Source organism: Zavarzinia compransoris, from assembly GCF_003173055.1.
In the GTDB taxonomy this organism is placed as follows: domain Bacteria; phylum Pseudomonadota; class Alphaproteobacteria; order Zavarziniales; family Zavarziniaceae; genus Zavarzinia; species Zavarzinia compransoris.
On sequence record NZ_QGLF01000001.1, the window covers coordinates 274986 to 293450 of the forward strand.

Annotated in this window: 17 protein-coding genes; 12 read left to right on the plus strand and 5 right to left on the minus strand. The window is 69.1% G+C overall.

The window, feature by feature from the left end:
- Positions 1-101: 101 nt before the first annotated feature.
- Positions 102-1907, minus strand: coding sequence for a PHA/PHB synthase family protein (locus DKG75_RS01370; protein ID WP_109919282.1), 1806 nt, complete (start codon positions 1905-1907; stop codon positions 102-104).
- A gap of 145 nt (positions 1908-2052) precedes the next feature.
- Here DKG75_RS01370 and DKG75_RS01375 point away from each other — a divergent pair, with 145 nt between their 5' ends.
- The 4 genes from DKG75_RS01375 to glpX are packed head-to-tail and all read left to right on the plus strand — an operon-like array spanning position 2053 to position 7325.
- Complete coding sequence (locus tag DKG75_RS01375) at positions 2053-3708, plus strand: OmpA family protein (protein WP_109919283.1); 1656 nt, start codon at positions 2053-2055, stop codon at positions 3706-3708.
- A gap of 53 nt (positions 3709-3761) precedes the next feature.
- Positions 3762-4994, plus strand: a complete 1233-nt coding sequence (locus DKG75_RS01380) for an LL-diaminopimelate aminotransferase (protein WP_166646439.1) — start codon at positions 3762-3764, stop codon at positions 4992-4994.
- Positions 4991-6292 (plus strand): homoserine dehydrogenase, encoded by a 1302-nt coding sequence (locus DKG75_RS01385; protein ID WP_109919285.1) that lies wholly within the window; start codon positions 4991-4993, stop codon positions 6290-6292. Before DKG75_RS01380 ends, DKG75_RS01385 begins: the two co-directional genes overlap by 4 nt.
- Positions 6293-6335: 43 nt before the next feature.
- Positions 6336-7325, plus strand: a complete 990-nt coding sequence (gene glpX / locus DKG75_RS01390; RefSeq protein ID WP_109919286.1) for a class II fructose-bisphosphatase — start codon at positions 6336-6338, stop codon at positions 7323-7325.
- A 119-nt stretch (positions 7326-7444) separates the two neighbouring features.
- Here glpX and DKG75_RS01395 read toward each other — a convergent pair whose 3' ends face one another.
- Positions 7445-8647, minus strand: a complete 1203-nt coding sequence (locus DKG75_RS01395; RefSeq protein WP_109919287.1) for a TIGR03862 family flavoprotein — start codon at positions 8645-8647, stop codon at positions 7445-7447.
- Between the two features lie 106 nt (positions 8648-8753).
- Here DKG75_RS01395 and DKG75_RS01400 point away from each other — a divergent pair, with 106 nt between their 5' ends.
- From DKG75_RS01400 to DKG75_RS01415, 4 genes are all read left to right on the plus strand, one after another.
- Positions 8754-10568 (plus strand): hypothetical protein, encoded by a 1815-nt coding sequence (locus tag DKG75_RS01400; protein WP_109919288.1) that lies wholly within the window; start codon positions 8754-8756, stop codon positions 10566-10568.
- Between the two features lie 116 nt (positions 10569-10684).
- A complete protein-coding gene (locus DKG75_RS01405) occupies positions 10685-10894 on the plus strand; it encodes a Flp family type IVb pilin (RefSeq protein ID WP_109919289.1) in 210 nt (69 codons plus the stop codon).
- Between the two features lie 90 nt (positions 10895-10984).
- On the plus strand, positions 10985-11191 hold the full coding sequence (locus DKG75_RS01410; RefSeq protein ID WP_109919290.1) for a Flp family type IVb pilin: 207 nt from the start codon (positions 10985-10987) through the stop codon (positions 11189-11191).
- A gap of 47 nt (positions 11192-11238) precedes the next feature.
- Positions 11239-12366 (plus strand): hypothetical protein, encoded by a 1128-nt coding sequence (locus DKG75_RS01415; RefSeq protein WP_109919291.1) that lies wholly within the window; start codon positions 11239-11241, stop codon positions 12364-12366.
- Between the two features lie 42 nt (positions 12367-12408).
- On the opposite strand, the gene DKG75_RS23650 is transcribed toward DKG75_RS01415, so the two are convergent.
- Positions 12409-13170 (minus strand): hypothetical protein, encoded by a 762-nt coding sequence (locus DKG75_RS23650; RefSeq protein ID WP_109919292.1) that lies wholly within the window; start codon positions 13168-13170, stop codon positions 12409-12411.
- 231 nt (positions 13171-13401) lie between these two features.
- Here DKG75_RS23650 and DKG75_RS01425 point away from each other — a divergent pair, with 231 nt between their 5' ends.
- A complete protein-coding gene (locus DKG75_RS01425) occupies positions 13402-14832 on the plus strand; it encodes an aldehyde dehydrogenase family protein (RefSeq protein WP_109919293.1) in 1431 nt (476 codons plus the stop codon).
- Positions 14833-14929: 97 nt separating this feature from the next.
- Here the strand turns inward: DKG75_RS01425 and DKG75_RS23655 are convergent, their stop codons facing one another.
- Together DKG75_RS23655 and soxR are read right to left on the minus strand one after the other, a co-directional pair.
- On the minus strand, positions 14930-15058 hold the full coding sequence (locus DKG75_RS23655) for a hypothetical protein (RefSeq protein WP_280523239.1): 129 nt from the start codon (positions 15056-15058) through the stop codon (positions 14930-14932).
- Between the two features lie 65 nt (positions 15059-15123).
- Positions 15124-15597 carry a redox-sensitive transcriptional activator SoxR gene (soxR, locus tag DKG75_RS01430; protein WP_109919294.1) on the minus strand — a complete coding sequence of 158 codons (474 nt, stop codon included), beginning with the start codon at positions 15595-15597 and terminating at the stop codon, positions 15124-15126.
- A 258-nt stretch (positions 15598-15855) separates the two neighbouring features.
- Here soxR and aztA point away from each other — a divergent pair, with 258 nt between their 5' ends.
- Genes aztA through DKG75_RS01445 form a run of 3 tightly spaced genes read left to right on the plus strand, consistent with a single transcriptional unit; the run spans position 15856 to position 18434 of the window.
- Entirely contained in the window at positions 15856-16611 is a 756-nt protein-coding gene (gene aztA, locus DKG75_RS01435) for a zinc ABC transporter ATP-binding protein AztA (RefSeq protein WP_109919295.1), read from the plus strand.
- Between the two features lie 10 nt (positions 16612-16621).
- Complete coding sequence (locus tag DKG75_RS01440; RefSeq protein WP_109919296.1) at positions 16622-17494, plus strand: metal ABC transporter permease; 873 nt, start codon at positions 16622-16624, stop codon at positions 17492-17494.
- Between the two features lie 4 nt (positions 17495-17498).
- Positions 17499-18434, plus strand: a complete 936-nt coding sequence (locus tag DKG75_RS01445; RefSeq protein ID WP_109919297.1) for a metal ABC transporter solute-binding protein, Zn/Mn family — start codon at positions 17499-17501, stop codon at positions 18432-18434.
- The last annotated feature ends 31 nt before the right edge of the window (positions 18435-18465 follow it).

An 18465-nucleotide genomic window follows, 5' to 3' on the forward strand; every position in this document is an offset into this window, starting at 1 on the left:
CCCGGTTGACCGGGCGGCACCTTAACCCTGCGGGCCGCCCGCGTCTGTGAAGGGGGGCACAGGGGCCGGCGCGCCGGCCCCTTGCACTTATTCCGACTTGCTTATTCCGACTTGATCTTCACATAGGTGCCGGGAGCGTCGTCCAGCACCCGCAGCTTGCCGTCGCCCGGCACCCGCGCCGGCACCATGGCGCCCGACTTCTTGCCGATCCACTCCAGCCAGTCCGGCCACCAGCTGCCCGGATGCTCGGTCGCTTTGGACAGCCAGTCCTCGAAGGAGGCGGCGCCGGTCAGGTCGTCGTTGGTCCAGTGCTGGTACTTCTTCGCTTCCGGTGGATTGATGATGCCGGCGATATGGCCCGAGCCGGCCAGCACCAGGCGCACCGGCGTCTTGAAGATGCGCGAGCCCCGGAACACCGAGCGGGCAGGGGCGATATGGTCGTCGCGGCTGGCGACGAAATAGAGCGGCACCTTCACCTTGTTCAGGTAGATCGGCGTATTGTTCAGGGTGATGCCGCCCGGCTGCGACAGCAGGTTCTTCTGGTAGCATTCGCGCAGATAGAACATGTGCATCGCGATCGGCATCCGCGTCGCATCCTGGTTCCAGTACAGGAGGTCGAAGGGGAAGGGATCGCGGCCGAGCAGGTAATTGTTGACGACGAAGGACCAGATCAGGTCGTTCGCGCGCAGCATGTTGAAGGTGGTCGCCATGTCGCCGCCTTCGAGATAGCCCTTCTCGGACATGCGGCCGGCGAGGAATTCGAGCTGGTCCTCGTCGATGAAGACCGAAAGCTCGCCCGCCTCGGCGAAATCCACCTGGGCGGCGAAGAAGGTCGCCGCGGCGATCCGCTTGTCGCCGATGGTCTGGAGATAGGCGAGCGTCGCCGCCGTCAGCGTGCCGCCGATGCAATAGCCGATGGCATTGACCTGATGTTCGCCGGTCGCCTGCTCGATGGCGTCGAGCGCCGCCAGCACGCCGTCGTTCATGTAGCCTTCGAAGCCGATCTGGGCCAGCTTCGAATCCGGGTTGACCCAGGAGACGACGAAGACGGTCAGGCCGTTGTCGACCGCCCACTTGATGAAGGAATTCTGCTGCTTCAGGTCGAGGATGTAATATTTGTTGATCCACGGCGGCACGATCAGCAGCGGCCGCTTGAAGACCTTCTCGGTCACCGGCTCGTACTGCAGGAGCTCCATCAGGTCGTTGCGGAACACCACCTTGCCGGGCGTCACCGCGATGTTGCGGCCGACCTCGAAGGCATTGGGATCGGTCATGCGGATGGCGAGGCGGCCCTTGCCGCGCTCCAGATCCTCAAGCACGTGGTCGAGGCCGCGGACCAGATTCTCGCCGTTGCTCTCGATCGTGACGCGCAGCACTTCCGGGTTGGTCAGCACGAAGTTCGAGGGCGCGATCGCGTCGACGAACTGGCGGGTGTAGAACTCGACCTTCTTCTTGGTCTTGGGGTCCAGCCCCTCGACGTCGTGGACCGTGTTCTGCATCCAGCGCGCGGCGAGCAGGTAGGACTGCTTGATGAAGTCGAAGACCTGATTCTCTTCCCAGCTCTTGTCCTTGAAGCGCTTGTCGCCCTTGGCCGGCTGAATCACCGGGTCGGGCTTCTGGCCGAGAAGACGCTTGGTCGCCGATTGCATGAGGGCGGCATAATCGCGCCAGAGTTTCACCTGGGCTTCGATCATATAGGAGGGGTTGGCGATGATCTTCGCCGTCATCTCCATATAGGCGGAAGCCAGATTCTGGGGATCGAACTGGACATTCTTTTTCACAATGTCCTGGCGTTCCATGAATTCTGCCACCAACTTCCGGCATCGCTTCGCGACTTCCACCATGTTGCGGGCGAGAATGGTCGGGTCCGGGATAGGCTGCTGGTCTTTGCCGTGTTGATCGGCCATGAACCATTCCTTATTCTGTGCAGTGCGATCGGGCGTAGGCTTCCTCGTGGCGCGGAGTATATGTGTTCCGTGTTATGCGTTAAAGTAGACGTCCGTCTAAAAGTTATGCGGCCCTCGCGGGCCCATTTTCATCGGGGTTCGAGCAATGGTCGTGAAGGTCGCCAGGGGCAAGGATTGGTCGGCGCGCATGCTGCCGTCCCTGGTCGTTGCGGTCAGCATCGCTTCGGCGGCGCTGGGGGCCGTTCTGGCGGCGGGGCCGGCGTCGGTCGCCCAGTCCGCCGCGCCGGCGGCCGGCGGCAATAGCCCGTCCGATACCCCGGATCCCGATGCGGTCCGCCGCCCGGCGACCATCGAGGAAAGTTTCCCCAGCCTGTCGGCCGTGCCGAGTCGGCCGAAGCCGACGGTCAATCCGGCGGAACGCGCCGCGATCACCGGCAGCCTGGTGGGTGACCGCCAGAATGCCCAATACACCAGCCAGGCCCTTCGCGGCGGGGAGGAGGCGGCGGCGCCGCCGCCCCGCAGCCTGCCGCCCGTGGCCGGCCGGATCACCGACCCGAACGAGGAGCGCCGCCGCGTCGCCGAAGAGCGCGGGGTGACCCCCTTCGGCAGCTATGCCCGCCGGGCCGACGGCGTGGCCGTGCCGCCGCCGCTGCCCTCGTCGCGGGAGGCCGAATCCTATGCCAGCCGCCCGGCGGACAACAACGGCCGCGGCCTTGCCTCGACCGTGCCGCCGCCGGTCGCCCGTCCCGCCGCCGCCGAGACCGCGGCGGCCGAAGCCGCCGATCCGGCGGCCCCGCGTCCCGCCGGCGGGGGCGCCGTGCGCCCGCTGCGCGTGCCTGCGGCCGTCGCCGCCCTGCCGGTGCCCGACGGGCAGGAGCAGCGCCCGGTGGCCGGCGGCCCGACGCCGCGGGTGATCGCCTCGATCGATGCCGGCCGTGCGCCGGTGCCGTCGCCGGCCTCGGTCGCCGCCGCCCGGGGCACGCCCGCCCCGGCGCTGGTCGCCGATGCGGGCGCCGGCAGCCGCTATGCCCCGCCGGCCCCGACCACGCCGCAGCTTCGCGTCGCCGGCGGCGTCCCGCCCGCGGTCGCCCCCGGGGCGGCCTCCGCCCGTCCGGCCGCCGCGCCGGGCCGGGTCGATTCGCGGCCGCTGCCGGTCACCGTCGCCGGCGGTTCGCGCGATCTCGACCTGCCGGCCGATGCGCCGCGCGGGGTCATCGTCAGCAATGTCTATCAGCAGCAATTGGCCGAGACCCGCCGCCCGACAAGCGTGCCGACCGCCATGCCGCAGTTCGAAGTCTCGACCGCGCCGGCCCTGCCGGTCACGGGCGTGCCCATGACCCCGGCCATGCAGGCGGCCCTGGGCGGCCCGCAGCCGGCCCGCGCCCGCGTCCGCATCGAGGAGAGCGGCCGCCGCGCCGAAGCCCCGGCCGCCGGCCGAGCTACCACCGCCGCTGCCGCGGCGGGATCGGCTTCAGGCAGTGGCACAAAGATCGGGTTTGCCGCAGGGTCGATCGACCTTTCGCCGGCAGCGCGCGAAGCCATCCGCCAGATGGCCGCGTCGCTGCATTCCGGTGCGGCGCAGGTGCGGATCGTCGGCTATGCCCGGGCTACGGGCGATGCCGGCGACAAGGTCGAGGCTTTCGGGCTGTCGATCGACCGGGCGAATGCCGTTGCCGCCGAACTGATGGCGGCCGGCGTGCCCCCGCAGGCGGTGAAGGTGGAGGCCGTGGTGGCCGACGCCGCGGCCGCCAGCCAGCGCAACCGGGGCAAGGGGCCTGAAGCGGTCGTCTTCGTCGAGTAATCACTCGTAATCTCAACTTCACTTCCCTCCATCGAGGGACATCAGGTCGGATCATGGATCCCGAATTTCATCGCATTAGGCGGTTGCCGCCCTACGTCTTCGAACAGGTCAATTCGCTGAAGGCCAAGGCCCGCGCCCGCGGGGAAGACATCATCGACTTCGGCATGGGCAACCCTGACCTGCCGACGCCGAAACATATCGTCGACAAGCTGGTCGAAACCGTTTCCGACCCGCGCTCGCACCGCTATTCGGTCTCGCGCGGGATTCCGGGGCTGCGCCGGGCCCAGGCGGCCTATTACCAGCGCCGCTTCGGCGTCGATCTCGATCCCGACCGCGAGGTGATCGCGACCCTCGGCTCGAAGGAAGGGCTGGCCAATCTGGCCCAGGCGATCACGGCGCCGGGTGACACCATCCTGGTGCCGAACCCGTCCTATCCCATTCATCCCTACGGCTTCATCATCGCCGGTGCCGCCATCCGCTCCCTGCCGCCGGTGCGCGAGGGCGAGGATTTCATGGGCGTGCTGGAACGGGCGACGCGCCATTCGGTGCCCATGCCCACCGCCATCGTCCTGAACTATCCCTCGAACCCGACGGCCGAGGTGGTCGACCTCGATTTCTACGGGCCGATCGTCGATTTCTGCCGGGCGAAGGGGATCTATATCCTGTCCGACCTCGCCTATTCGGAAATCTACTTCGACCCGGACAGCCCGCCGCCGTCGATCCTCCAGGTCCCGGGGGCCAAGGATATCGCGGTGGAATTCACTTCGATGTCCAAGACCTATTCCATGCCCGGCTGGCGCATGGGCTTTGCCGTCGGCAATCCGAAGCTGATCCAGGCCCTGTCGCGCATGAAGTCCTATCTCGACTACGGCGCCTTCACGCCGATCCAGGTCGCGGCCACCGCCGCCCTGAACGGCCCCCAGGACTGCGTCGAGGAAGCCCGCCAGATCTACAAGTCGCGCCGCGACGTGCTGATCCCCGGTCTTCTGGACGCCGGCTGGAAAGTGCCGTCGCCGCCCGCGACCATGTTCGCCTGGGCGCCGATCCCGGATGCCTTCGCCCATCTCGGCAGCCTCGAATTCTCGAAGCGCCTGCTGACCGAGGCCAAGGTGGCGGTGGCGCCGGGCCTCGGCTTCGGCGAATACGGCGACACCCACGTCCGCATCGCCCTGGTCGAGAACGAGCACCGCATCCGCCAGGCCGTCCGCAACATCAAGCGCTTCCTCGCGACCGCGGAGCCGTCGCGGCCCCAGGGTTCGGAGCCTCTGAAAAAGGTCGTGGCGTGAAACCTCTGCGTCTTGGTATCGCCGGCCTGGGTACGGTCGGCGGCGGTCTCGTTCGCCTGCTGGCCGCCCATGGCGACCGGCTGGCCCTGCGCACCGGCCGGCCGATCGAGATCACCGCGGTTTCCGCCCGCGACCCGGGCAAGGACCGGGGCCTCGGCGACCTGCTGGCCGGGGCGACCTTCTATGCCGATGCGGTCGCGCTGGCGCGCGATCCCTCGGTCGATGTCCTGGTCGAACTGATCGGCGGCGAAACCGTGGCCAAACCCGCGGTCGAGGCCGCGCTCGACCTCGGCAAGCCGGTGGTCACCGCCAACAAGGCGCTGCTCGCCCATCACGGCCTCGACCTTGCCCGCCGGGCCGAGGCGGCCGGCGTCTCGATCAATTTCGAGGCGGCGGTGGCGGGCGGCATCCCGGTGGTCAAGGCACTGCGCGAAGGGCTGGCCGGCAACCGGATCGAAGGCGTCTTCGGCATCCTGAACGGCACCTCCAACTATATCCTGACCGGCATGGCCGAGACCGGGGCCTCCTTCGCCGATGCCCTCGGCGAGGCGCAGCGCCTCGGCTATGCCGAGGCGGACCCGGGCTTCGACGTCGACGGCGTCGATGCCGCCCACAAGCTGACCCTGCTTGCCAGCCTCGCCTTCGGTGCCGCGGTCGATTTCGGCGCGGTCCATGTCGAGGGCATCCGGGGCGTTTCCGCCCTCGACATCGCCTTCGCCCGCGAACTCGGCTTCCGCATCAAGCTGGTCGGGATCGCCAAGGCGGCGGACGGCGGGCTCGACGTCCGCGTGCACCCGGTGATGGTGCCGGCGGGCACCGCGCTGTCCCATGTCGACGGCGTCTTCAACGGCGTCGTCGTCCAGGGCGATTTCGTCGACCAGATGGTGTTCGAGGGGCGGGGCGCCGGGGCCGGCCCGACCGCTTCCGCCGTCATGGCCGATATCGTCGACGTCGCCCTCGGCCTGCGCCTGCCGCTCTACGGCGTGCCGGTGGCCAGCCTCGGCAAGGCCGAAGTCATTCCCGTGACGGCGCGTTTCGGCGCTTCCTACCTGCGGCTTTCGGTGGTAGATCGGCCCGGCGTGATTGCGGATATCGCGGCGATCCTCAGGGACGAGCAGGTCTCCATCGAATCCCTCCTGCAGCGCGGGCGCGCCCCGGGCGAGGCGGTGCCGGTGGTGATCGTCACCCACGAGGTGCGGGAGGCGGCCCTGGCCAAGGCTTTGGCGCGCATCGGCGCGCTCGAGTCGGTCCTGGAGCCCCCGACCATGATTCGCATCGAAGAAATTAGGCGTGCCTGACCCGCTTGGGGCGGATCGGCAAGGGATTTGAAGGAATGTGACGATGGCCACCAAGAAGACCAAGACCGAAGAGACCGCTGCCGCCTATGACGACCGCGCCCTGGTGCTGGAACTCGTCCGCGTCGGCGAGGCGGCGGCGATCGCGGCGGCAAAGCTCGCCGGGCGCGGCAACGAGAAGGCCGCCGACCAGGCCGCCGTCGATGCCATGCGCACCGCGCTGAACCAGATGAACATCAAGGGCACGGTGGTGATCGGCGAGGGCGAGCGCGACGAGGCGCCCATGCTCTATATCGGCGAGGAAGTGGGCACCGGCAGCGGCCCGGCGGTCGATATCGCCCTCGATCCCCTGGAAGGCACGACCCTGACCGCCAAGGCCTGGCCGAATGCGCTGGCCGTGGTCGCCCTGGCGAAGCGGGGCAATTTCCTGCATGCCCCCGACGTCTACATGGAAAAGATCGCCATCGGCGGCGGCTATCCGGCCGGCCTCGTCGATATCGACCGCGATCCGGTCGAAAACCTGAAGGCCCTGGCCAAGGCCAAGGGCGTGCCGGTCGAACAGATCACCGCTTGCATCCTCGACCGGCCCCGCCATGCGGAACTGATCGCCAAGGTGCGCGCCTCCGGCGCCCGCATCAACCTGATCCCGGACGGCGACGTGGCCGGCGTGATCGCCACCGCCGAGCCGGACACTGGCATCGACATTTATTTCGGTTCGGGCGGCGCGCCGGAAGGCGTTCTCGCCGCGGCGGCGCTGCGCGCCATCGGCGGCCAGATGCAGGGCCGCCTGCTGTTCCGCAACGACGAGGAAAAGAGCCGGGCGCTCAAGGCCGGCATCACCGACCTCAACCGCAAGTACGGTCTCGAAGATCTCGCCTCGGGCGACGTCATCTTCGTCGCCACCGGCGTCACCAGTGGCTCCATGCTCCAGGGCGTGAAGATCACGCCCCAGGGCATTCTGACCGAAACCATCGTCATGCGCTCGAAGTCGGGCTCGGTCCGCTGGATCAAGACCCGCCACGGCAACGGCAAGTAATTTAGGGCAGGCCGCCGCCCCTCACCCCAACCCTCTCCCCAAAGGGGCGAGGGGGCCCGCCCACGCACGGCATCGACTCCCTCGCCCCTCTGGGGAGAGGGCCGGGGTGAGGGGCGGCCTCAGCCGGTGATCCGGCGGGCGGCGGCCGTTCCCGCCGCCCGCCCGAGCGCCAGGCAGGCGGTCAGCAGATAGCCGCCGGTCGGCGCATCCCAGTCGATCATTTCGCCCGCGCAGAAGACACCCGGCCGCGCCTTCAGCATCCAATCGCCGTCCAGCGCCTCGAGGGCGACCCCCCCGGTGGTCGAGATCGCCTCCGCCAGCGGCCGCGCGGCCTGGAGGCGCAGGGGCAGGGCCTTCAGCCGGCGGGCGATGGCTGCCGGGCCGGCAAGGTCGGCCGCCGTCGCCCCCTCGCGCAGCAGGCCGGCGCGCACCCCTTCGAGGCCCAATTGCCGGCGCAAGTGATTGCTCAGCGATTGCCGCCCCTGGGGTTTCGCCAGGGCGGCGGCGACTGCCGTCTCGTCCTGCCCGGGCAGGAGGTCGAGGATGAAATCGACCGTTTCCCCCGCCGCCAGCCGGGCCGCCGCGTCCGCGGCCAGGGGGTAGATAGCGCCGCCCTCGATCCCGGTTTCGGTGACGACGAATTCGCCGCGCTGGCGTCGTGTGCCCAGGGTCACGGCGACCGGCTTCACCGGCTGGCCGGCGAAACCTGCCCGGAAGACCGGGCTCCAGGCGACGTCGAAGCCGCAATTGGCCGGGCCGAAGGGCGTTACCGCCACCCCGAGGGCGGGGGCCCAGGCGCCGTCGCTGCCCAGCGCCGGCCAGCTCGCCCCGCCGAGCGCCAGCACCAGGGCATCGGCCGGGCCGGCGGTGACCGGGCCCGCCGGCGTCTCGAAGCGAAGCCCGTCCCCGTCGAAGCCGGTGAAGCGGTGGCGGACCATGATGCGCAGGCCCTTGCCGCGCAGCCGGTGCAGCCAGGCGCGCAGCAGGGGGGCGGCCTTGAAGCCGGTCGGAAACACCCGGCCCGACGAGCCGACGAAGGTTTCGATCCCGAGGCCGAGGGCGAAATCCCGGATCGCCGCGCTATCGAACGCCCGGATCGCGGCTTCCAGCCGCGGGCGGGCGGCGCCATAGCGGGCGAGCAGGGCCTCGGCCGGCTCGGCATGGGTCAGGTTCAGCCCGCTTTTGCCGGCCATCAGGAATTTCCGCCCGAGCGACGGCATGGCATCGTAAAGCGTGACCGCGATCCCGGCATCGAGCAGGCTTTCCGCCGCCATCAGCCCGGCCGGGCCGCCACCGATCACGATCGCCTGGGGAAGGGACATCTGTTAACCATGGTCGTGTTGCTATGGCGCCTTGCGCCCTTGCCCCGGTCTAGCACGGACGGTCGAGGCCGGGCGACCCTTCCCTGTCCTGGTTGCCGGTTCCCCGATGCGTGATTCCCCGATCAGCCGCCTTCTGCCCTTCGGCCTCATGCTGGTGGCGCTGGTCGTCCACCTGCGCCTGGGCCTGCTGCCGGACGGCCCCCTGACGACCCGGACCCTGCTCGACACCGACAGTTACACCCGCCTGCTGCGGGTGTGGCAATTGTGGTCGGGGGGCGGCTGGTACGACAATACGATCCAGCGCCTGGGCGCGCCGGAAGGCATGCCCCTGCATTGGACCCGGCCCCTGGACTTGCTGATCATGGCACCGGCGGCCCTGGCCGTCGTGCTCGGGGCCGGGGCGGGGGCGGCGCTGTGGTGGTCGGCCATGCTCGTCTGCCCCGTGCTCCATGCCTTGTCGTGCCTGGCGGCGGTCTGGGCGGCGCGGGCGCTGTGGCCGCGGGACGTGGCCTGGGCCGCCGGGGTGATGCTGCTGGCGCAGCCCCTGGCGCTGTCCTATGGCGCGGTGGGGCGGGCCGATCACCATGTGCTGATACAGCTTCTGTGCCTGCTGTCCCTCGGGGCGTTGCTGCGCGCGGCGCGGGATCCCGGGGCGCGGGCGATGGCGGCCTGGGCCGGGGGCTTTGCCGGCCTTGCCTATTGGGTCGGGCCCGAGGCGCTGCTGGTCTTCATGCCGGCCATGGCGGCGCTGGGCTTGCTTTATGTCACCGACGCTGCGGGTGGGCGCGGGATGGCGGCGCAGGGCCTGCGCGCCGCGCTCGGCTTTGCCGGGGCGATCCTGCTGGCGCTGGCGGTCGATGTCGCCCCCGGGCAATGGCTGCGCCCCGAATCGGACCGGGTGTCGATCGTCGCCCTGGCCCTCGGGCTCGGCCTTGCCTTCGTCTTCGGCGGGGTGCTGGTCCTCGGCCAGGGCGGCTGGCGGCGGCGGTTGCTGGCCGGCGCCGGCCTCTCCGCGCTCGCGGTGGCCGGGCTGGCGCTGGCTTTCCCCGGCTTCTACCGCGCCTCGCTGGCGATCGACGATCCGCTGATGGTCCAGGTGCTCGGCCAGATCCGGGAAATGCAGCCGATCGCCTTCTGGCGGGCCGGCGGGATCGCGGATGTGCTGACCGACCTCGGCGGCGCCCTGTTCGCCCTGGCCGTCGTGCCCCTGGCGCTGGCCCGGGCCGGGCGCGGGGGCGAGGCGCGCGCCCTGGTCGTGGCGCTGCTGACGCTGGCGGCCACGGTTGCCGCCGCGATCTGGGCTCTCCGCTTCGTCGTCGAATTCGCCGGCGTCGCGGCCGTCGGCGGGGCGGGGGCTTTCGTGCTCGTCGCCCGGGCGGTCCGCGCCCTGTCGGCACCGGCACGGGGGGCTGCGCTGGTGCTGACGGCCCTGGCCCTGACCGTGCTGGCGCCGGTGTTCGGCACGGCGTTGCAGGACGAGGCGCCCGAGTCGGCGGCGGACTGTCCGGTGGCGCCGCTCGCGGCCTTTCTTCAGGGCTTGCGCCCCGGGCCGGCGGCCGCCGACGATCCGATCGTCCTGACCGACAATATCAACCTGACGCCCCGGCTGGCGGTGGAGACCGCCTTCCGATTCGTCGGCGGTCCCTATCATCGCGGGATCGGGGCGATGGCGGATACCGCGGGCGTCTTCGCCGCGACCGACGATGCGGCCGCCCGCTCCCTTCTGGAGAAGCGCCAGGTTGCCCTGGTTGTGCTATGTTCGAGGGGGCCTGGGCTGCGATCGGCACGGCCGGAAACATTGGGCGCCCGCCTCGAACAGGGGCGCGTGCCCGGTTTTCTGTCCCGTGTCGAGCTGCCGGCGGAGCTTGCGGCGTCCTATCTGATTTTTTCGACTCCGTCGCCGTCGGCAACCCGTCGTTAAGAATTGCAGGCCATAATCATCTCAGACGCGGGGGCAGGCCGCACCCGTGCCGCTGAGGCAAGTAAACGTTTCGCCGGGATCGGCCATGAAGGCGATCCCTGTTCAGGAGAACAGAAATGCTGCGCAAGATGATCGCTTCCCTGCGTAAGACCGAACGTGGCGCCACTGCCATCGAATACGCCCTGATCGCCGCCCTGATCGCCGTCGCCGCCATCGGCGCCATGACCCTGGTCGGCGGTGGTCTGAACGCCACCTTCAACACCGTGTCGGGCAAGCTGGGCGGCGGCTCGACCCCGGCGCCGGCGCCGGGGCCGACCGGCGGTTAACTCGTAAGGGCGGGAAGACCGTCCCGCACATACGGTTCCCGGTGGCGTCTTGCGGCACCGGGGACTGTCATACCGGTGGTGGCGGATAGAATGCTCGATCTTCTCAGCACCATCCGGCGGGGTATTGCCGCGCGGGCAGTCTCCTGCAAGCCGGCAACGGCGGAGCGCGGTGTCACCGCTCTCGAATATGCCTTCATTGCCGGCCTCATTTCGATCGCCGCCGTGGGGGTGCTTTACCTTATCGGCACCGATCTCGGGGCCTATTTCACGCGTTTCGCCCAGGCCCTGTCCCCATAGCGGACGGGCGCTGCGCTTGGCGCCGCCGGCTGGAGAGGTGATCCGCGATGACCGATATCCACCTTTCCGCTGCGGCCGTTGCCGTCCCGGGCCCTGACCGGGGCCGGAAGAACCATCTTTTCGGTCCGGTCGCGGATTTTCTCTGCCTGGGCGGCGGCGGGTTCGCGCTGATGGCCGCCATGGCGCTGCTGCTGCCGGGGCGTGATGCGGTGCCCGCGGTGGCCGTGACCATGATGGTCATCGCCAATTTCATCAATCACCCGCACTTTGCCCATTCCTATCAGATCTTCTATCGCGGGTTCGGCGAGCGCCTGCGCGGCCCCGGCCTGTCGGGCCGCATGCGCCTGCGCTATGCCTTTGCCGGGATCGTGGTGCCGGCCGTGCTCTTCGCCTTCCTTGGCGGCGCGATCCTGTTCAAATCCGTGGCATTCCTTGGCTATGCGCTCAATTTCATGGGCTTCGTGGTCGGCTGGCACTATGTCAAGCAGGGCTTCGGCATCGCCATGGTCGATGGCGCCAAGAGCAAGCGGTTCTACGCCCCGGCGACCCGCCTCGCCATGCTGGCCAATGGCTATGCCTGCTGGATCTACACCTGGGTGCAAAGCAACCGGGACATGGTCTCGCGCCGCCTGTGGGACATCGAATACGGCGACATCCCGTTCGACGATGGGGTGTTGTATGCGGTCGCGGGCATTTTTGCCGCAACCTCGCTTTGGATGGTGGCCCGGCTGGCGCTGGACTATTGGCGCGACGGCCGCCGGTTCGCGCTGAACGGCCTGATCGGCTATCTCGTGGCGCTTTATGCCTGGATGGCTTTCGTCCAGATCGACCCCTTGTTCGTCTTCATCGCGCCGGTGCTGCATTCACTGCAATACCTGACCGTGGTCTGGCGTTTCGAAGCGAACCGGGCGAGTGCCACGGTGCCGGCCGGGCCGCAGGAAAGCCGGTTCAGCCGGCTGGCCGCCTTCGGCATCGTCGGCCTCCTGCTCGGGGCCATGGGATTCTGGCTCTTCCCCCTGCTGCTCGACATGGTCGTGCCCTATGACCGGGCCGTCTTCGGCAGCAGCCTGTTCCTTTTCGTCTTCTGGGTGTTCATCAACATCCACCACTATTTCATCGACAATGTGATCTGGCGCCGGGACAACCCCGAGGCGAAGGCCCATCTCTTCAGCTGACGCAATGCCTTTAACCGACGTTGCAGGCTGACGCCCGCCGCCTCACTCCGGCGTGATCGTCCGGACCGAGCGGGCGGGCTGGGCGTTGGTTGCGCTTGCCGCGGCCGGGGCATCGGCGGCGGCCGGGGCGCCGCCTTCGGGCGTGATCGTCCGGATGCTCTGGGCCGGAAGCGCGCCGGCGGCAGCGGCGGGTTCGGCGATCGCCGGCTCGGCTGTCGTCGTGGTTTCGGGGGCGGCCGGGGCCGGCGGCTCCGCCACCGGCGCCGCGGCTTCGAGCGGGGCGGGCGTCACCTCGGGCACCGGGGCGGCGACGGGCTTCGGCGGCTCCAGGAACAGGGGGCCGGGGGCCGGGGCCGCCACTTCGGGCACGGGCGCGGCCGATCCGGCGGGTTCGGTGTGCTGGCCGCCGTCATAGATCACGGTGGCACCGGCGGCGGGATCGCCGCCTGCGGCCGGTGCCGCCGCGGAGGCCGGCGCCGGGGCCGGGGCGCCGCCCTGGCCGGTGGTGGCGTCGTAGATCACTGCCGCACCCGCCGCGGGATCGGCCGGGGGCGCGGTGCTCGCGGCCGGGGCACTGGGGGCGGGGGCGGCGCTGGGGGGGCTCGACTCGATGATCGGGGCGGGGACCGGCGCGGGGACCGGCGCAGCAGGGGCCGGTGCCGCGGCGGCCGGGGGGGCTGCGCCGCCGGCATAGACGTCGGGGAACAGGCTGCGCTTGGACAGGCGGTCCTTGACGCTCGAACAGCCGCTGACCGCCGCGCCGACGCAGACGGACAGGACAATCATGCTGGCGACCCGGGACATCGGCTCTCTCCCCTCGATGGCCTGACTTGTGCTTTGTCCATTGCGTGGAACAGCCCGGCGCCAGCGTCAAGGGGTGCGTCGACAAATTGTCAGGGAATTCGCGCCGAAATGGTGTGGTGGCCGTTCCGGCGTGAAGTGCCTCGACCTCGGCCGGAATTGGCCCTAACGTCTTCGCCGCCAACAAGCGCCCGAAAAAATCGGCCCCCGTGCATACGGGACAGGAGGAGGCACATGAGAGAGTATCTGCGTTTCTACATCGACGGCACCTGGGTCGACCCGGTCGAGCCGCGCAGCCTCGACGTCATCAACCCCGCGACCGAGGATGCCTTCGCCCGCATTTCGATCGGCGGCGCCGCCGACGCGGACAAGGCGGTGAAGGCGGCCAAGGCGGCCTTCGACAGCTATTCGCAGACCACGCGGGAAGAGAGGATCGACCTCCTCCAGCGCATTCTCACCGCCTATCAGGCCCGCTATGCCGATTTCGTCGAGGCGATCTCGACCGAGATGGGCGCCCCGGCCTTCCTGTCCAAGGCGGCCCAGGCGGCGACCGGCGTCGCCCATCTGGCCAAGATGATCGAGATCCTGAAGGATTTCCCGTTCCAGGAAGTGCGCGGCACCACCGCGATCTCCAAGGAACCGGTCGGCGTCTGCGCCTTCATCACGCCCTGGAACTGGCCGATCAACCAGATCGTCTGCAAGGTGGCGCCGGCACTGGCCGCCGGCTGCACCATCGTGCTGAAGCCGTCGGAAATCGCCCCGGTCAATGCCATGATCTTCGCCGAAGTGCTGCATGAGGCGGGCGTGCCCAAGGGCGTGTTCAACCTCGTGAACGGCGACGGGCCGGGCGTCGGCCAGGCGCTGTCGTCGCATCCGGACGTCGACATGGTGTCCTTCACCGGCTCGACCCGCGCCGGTGTCGCCGTGGCCAAGGCGGCGGCCGACACGGTGAAGCGCGTGGCCCAGGAACTGGGCGGCAAATCCGCCAACATCATCCTGCGCGATGCGGACCTGAAGACGGCGGTGACCGGCGGCGTCCGCGGCCTCATGAACAATTCCGGCCAGTCGTGCAACGCGCCGAGCCGCATGTTCGTCCCGCGCGAAATGCAGGACGATGCCCTGGCGATCGCCAAGGCGGTGGCCGAGAAGATCAAGGTCGGCAATCCCTTCGACGAGGGCGTGACCATGGGCCCCGTGGTCTCGGACGTGCAGTTCAACAAGATCCAGGCCTTGATCGCCAAGGGCATCGAGGAAGGGGCGACGCTGGTCACCGGCGGCACCGGCCTGCCGGAAGGGCTGAACAAGGGCTATTTCGTCCGTCCCACGGTGTTCGGCAATGTCACCAACGAAATGACCATCGCGCGCGAGGAAATCTTCGGCCCGGTCCTCGCGATCCTGCCCTATGACAGCGAGGATGATGCCGTCCGCATGGCCAACGACACGGTCTATGGCCTGTCCGGCTATGTTCAGTCCGGCGATATCGAGCACGCCCGCAAGGTCGCGGCGCGGCTGCGTACCGGCAATGTCCACCTGAACGGCGCCGGCCCCGATTTCGGCGCGCCCTTCGGTGGCTTCAAGCAATCGGGCAACGGCCGCGAATGGGGCGAATTCGGCCTGCACGATTTCCTTGAGATCAAGGCCGTGCTCGGTTGGCAGGCCGCCTGACCTGACCGGTCTGACCTGGCCTATCCGAACGCCCCGGCGGCCCCCCGCCGGGGCGTTCTCCTTTTCAGCGCCGGGTCGCGGGACGCCTCTTTGCCGCTCACGGCTGCGCCCCGGCCAGGATCCGGGCCAGGCGGGCGAGGGGAGACAGGGGCAGGGTGCCGGCCGGGGGCCGCGGGACTGCGGTCGCCTGGATTGCTGCTGTCGGGGGCGGGGCGGTGGCTTTCATGTCGGTACTCCGCGAAACGGGAATCTGAACCGACCGTATTGATAGAACCTCAAGCATGGTTGAGGTCAAGGGCGCTTTTTGCGATCGCCCCCGGGGCTCAGGCAGCGGGGGCCGGGGCCGTCCGCCGCCAGGGTGTCGTCCGGGTTGCGCAAGGGGCAATCGGTCAGGGACAGGCAACCACAGCCGATGCACAGGCTCAATTGGTCGCGTAATTGGGTCAGGCTGGTGATCCGCTCTTCCAGCATGCCGGTCCAGGCGGCGGTGAAGCGACGCCAGTCCTCGGCGGTCGGGGCATGGTCCAGGGGCAGGCCGGCCAGGGCTTCCCGGATCGCGGCCAGCGGAATCCCGGCGCGCTGGGCGACGCGGATGATCGCCACCCGGCGCAGGATGGCGCGGTGATAGCGCCGCTGGTTGCCGTCGCTGCGCCAGCCTTCGATCAGGCCCTTGGCTTCGTAGAAATGCAGGGTGGAAACGGCGACGCCGCTGCGCTTCGCCACCTCGCCCACCGTCAATGTCATGCGGCTGTACTCTTCGGCCATATGAACCTCATCTATGGTTGAGGTTTACGGCGCTGCCGGCGGCGGCGCAAGCGGGGTGATCGCTATTCCCTGTGATCGGCCTCACCGCGCGGCCTTGACCTTTGTGATAAGTGTTATGTTATAACATCCTTGTTCGAGGGAGAGTGCCATGCCCGATATTCCGCCGACCGTGCTTACCCAGGGCGCCCTGTCGCGCCTTGCGGTCGTCGCCGGCCTGTCGGCATTGCTGTGGCTGGCCGTGTTCTGGGCATTGGCGTCATGAGCCGGCATGACGCCATCCTGGTCGAGGACCTGACCGTCGCCTATGACCGCCACCCGGCGGTGCATCATGTCTCCTGCCGGCTGGCGCCGGGTTCGATGACCGCGGTGGTCGGGCCGAACGGGGCGGGCAAGTCGACCTTGATCAAGGCCATCGTCGGCCTGCTGAAACCGGCCGAGGGGCGGGTCTCGACCGGCGGGCTGAGGCGCGCCGACATCGCCTATCTGCCCCAGCAGGCGGAGATCGACCGCAGTTTCCCCATTACCGTCGCCGATACGGTCGCGCTCGGCCATTGGTGCCGGGCGGGCATTCTCGGCCGGCTGACCGGGGCCATGCGCCGCGGCATTGCCGAAGCCCTGTCGGCGGTCGGGCTCGAGGGCTTCGAGCGGCGCCCGATCGGCTCGCTCTCGGTCGGGCAGTTCCAGCGCGTGCTGTTTGCCCGGCTGCTGCTCCAGGATGCCAGCGTCATCCTGCTGGACGAGCCCTTCAATGCCATCGACGCGCGGACCACGGCCGATCTTCTCGACCTCGTCGCGCGCTGGCACGGCGAGAAACGGACCGTGGTTGCCGTGCTGCACGACATGGAGCAGGTGCGCCATCATTTCCCCGACACTTTGCTGCTGGCGCGGGAATTGATCGCCTGCGGCCCGACCCCCGAATGCCTGACCGCGGAACACCTGCTGACCGCGCGGCGCATGTCGGAGGGCTGGAACGAGGACGCGGCGGTCTGCGAACCCGTCCGCCGGCGGGCTTGAGGGCGGGACGATGGATCTCTGGTCCCTGCTGTTCGAGCCCTTTGCCGAATTCACCTTCATGCGGCGGGCCCTGGTCGCCTGCTTTGCGCTGGCGCTCGGCTGCGGCCCGGTCGGCGTTCTCCTGATGCTGCGGCGGATGAGCCTGATCGGCGATGCCATGAGCCATGCCGTGCTGCCCGGCGCCGCCATCGGCTTCCTGATCGCCGGGCTGAACATCTGGGCCATGGGGCTGGGCGGGCTGATCGCCGGGCTTTCGGTCGCGCTGCTGTCGGGCCTGGTCACGCGGATGACGGCGCTGCGGGAAGATGCCAGTTTCGCCGGCTTCTACCTGATTTCGCTCAGCCTCGGCGTGCTCATCGTCTCGACCAGGGGCTCAAACGTCGATCTGCTGCATGTCCTGTTCGGCACCATCCTTGCGGTCGACGATGCCTCGCTGCTGACCGTCGCCGCCATCGCGACCCTCAGCCTTGCCGTGCTGGCGGTGATCTACCGGCCCCTGATCGTCGAATGTTTCGATCCGGGCTTCCTCCGCGCCGTCGGGGGCGGGGGCTCGGTCTATCACGTGCTGTTTCTGGTCCTCGTCGTGGTCAATCTGGTGGCCGGGTTCCAGGCGCTCGGCACCTTGATGGCGGTCGGCCTGATGATGCTGCCCGCCGCCGCCAGCCGCTTCTGGGCCGGCCAGGTGTGGAGCATGTCGGCGGTCGCCATCGTCATCGCCATGCTGTCGGGCTGGCTCGGCCTGCTGGTTTCCTATCATACCGACCTGCCGTCGGGCCCCGCCATCGTGATCACCGCCGGCGTCTTCTACGCCGTCTCGATCATCGCCGGGCCGGTCGGCGGCATCGTCCACCGGTTCATTCCCCGCCGTCATCTGGAGGCTTGATGCCATGAAGCTGTCCCATGCCCTGATCGCCCTCGGCCTGCTGACCGCCACCCCGGCGCTCGGCGATCAGCCGCTCAAGGTCGTCGCCTCTTTCTCGATCCTCGGCGATATCGTCGCCAATGTCGGCGGCGACCGGATCGCGCTCACCACCCTGGTCGGGCCCGACGGCGATGCCCATGTCTTCCAGCCCAGCCCGGCGGATGCCAAGGCGGTGGCCGGGGCCGATCTCGTCATCGTCAACGGCCTCGGCTTCGAGGGCTGGATCGAGCGCCTGACCGAGGCGTCGGGCTACAAGGGCCCCGTCGTCGTCGCCAGCAAGGGCATCACCCCGCGCGAAATGGCCGGGGAGGACGAGGGCCACGAGGAACACGCCGGCCATGACGATCATGGCGATCACGACCACGACCACGGCAATGTCGATCCCCATGCCTGGCAGGATATCGGCAATGTCCTTGCCTATGTCGATACGATCGCGGCTGCGCTCGAGGCCGCCGATCCCGCGGACCGCGACGCCTATGCCGCCAATGCCGCCGCCTATAAGGCCAAGCTGGCCGCCCTCGACGCGAGGGTGAAGGCGGCGATCGGGGCGCTGCCGGCGGAACGGCGCAAGATCATCACCAGCCATGATGCCTTCGGCTATTTCGCCGCCGCCTATGGCCTGACCGTGCTGGCGCCCCAGGGCGTCTCCACCGAATCGGAAGCCTCGGCCAAGGGCGTCGCCCAGCTGATCCGCCAGATCAAGCAGGAGAAGGCGCCGGCGGTCTTCCTCGAGAATATCACCGACCCCCGCCTGATCGAGCAGATCGCCAAGGAAACCGGGGCGCGCATCGGCGGCACGCTTTATTCCGACGCACTCTCTGGTGCAACGGGGCCGGCCTCCACCTATATTGCCATGTTCGAGCATAATCTCGCCGCCCTGGCGGAGGCGCTGGGCGCCTGACCGCGGGCGGCATGACGATGGAGTGAGTACC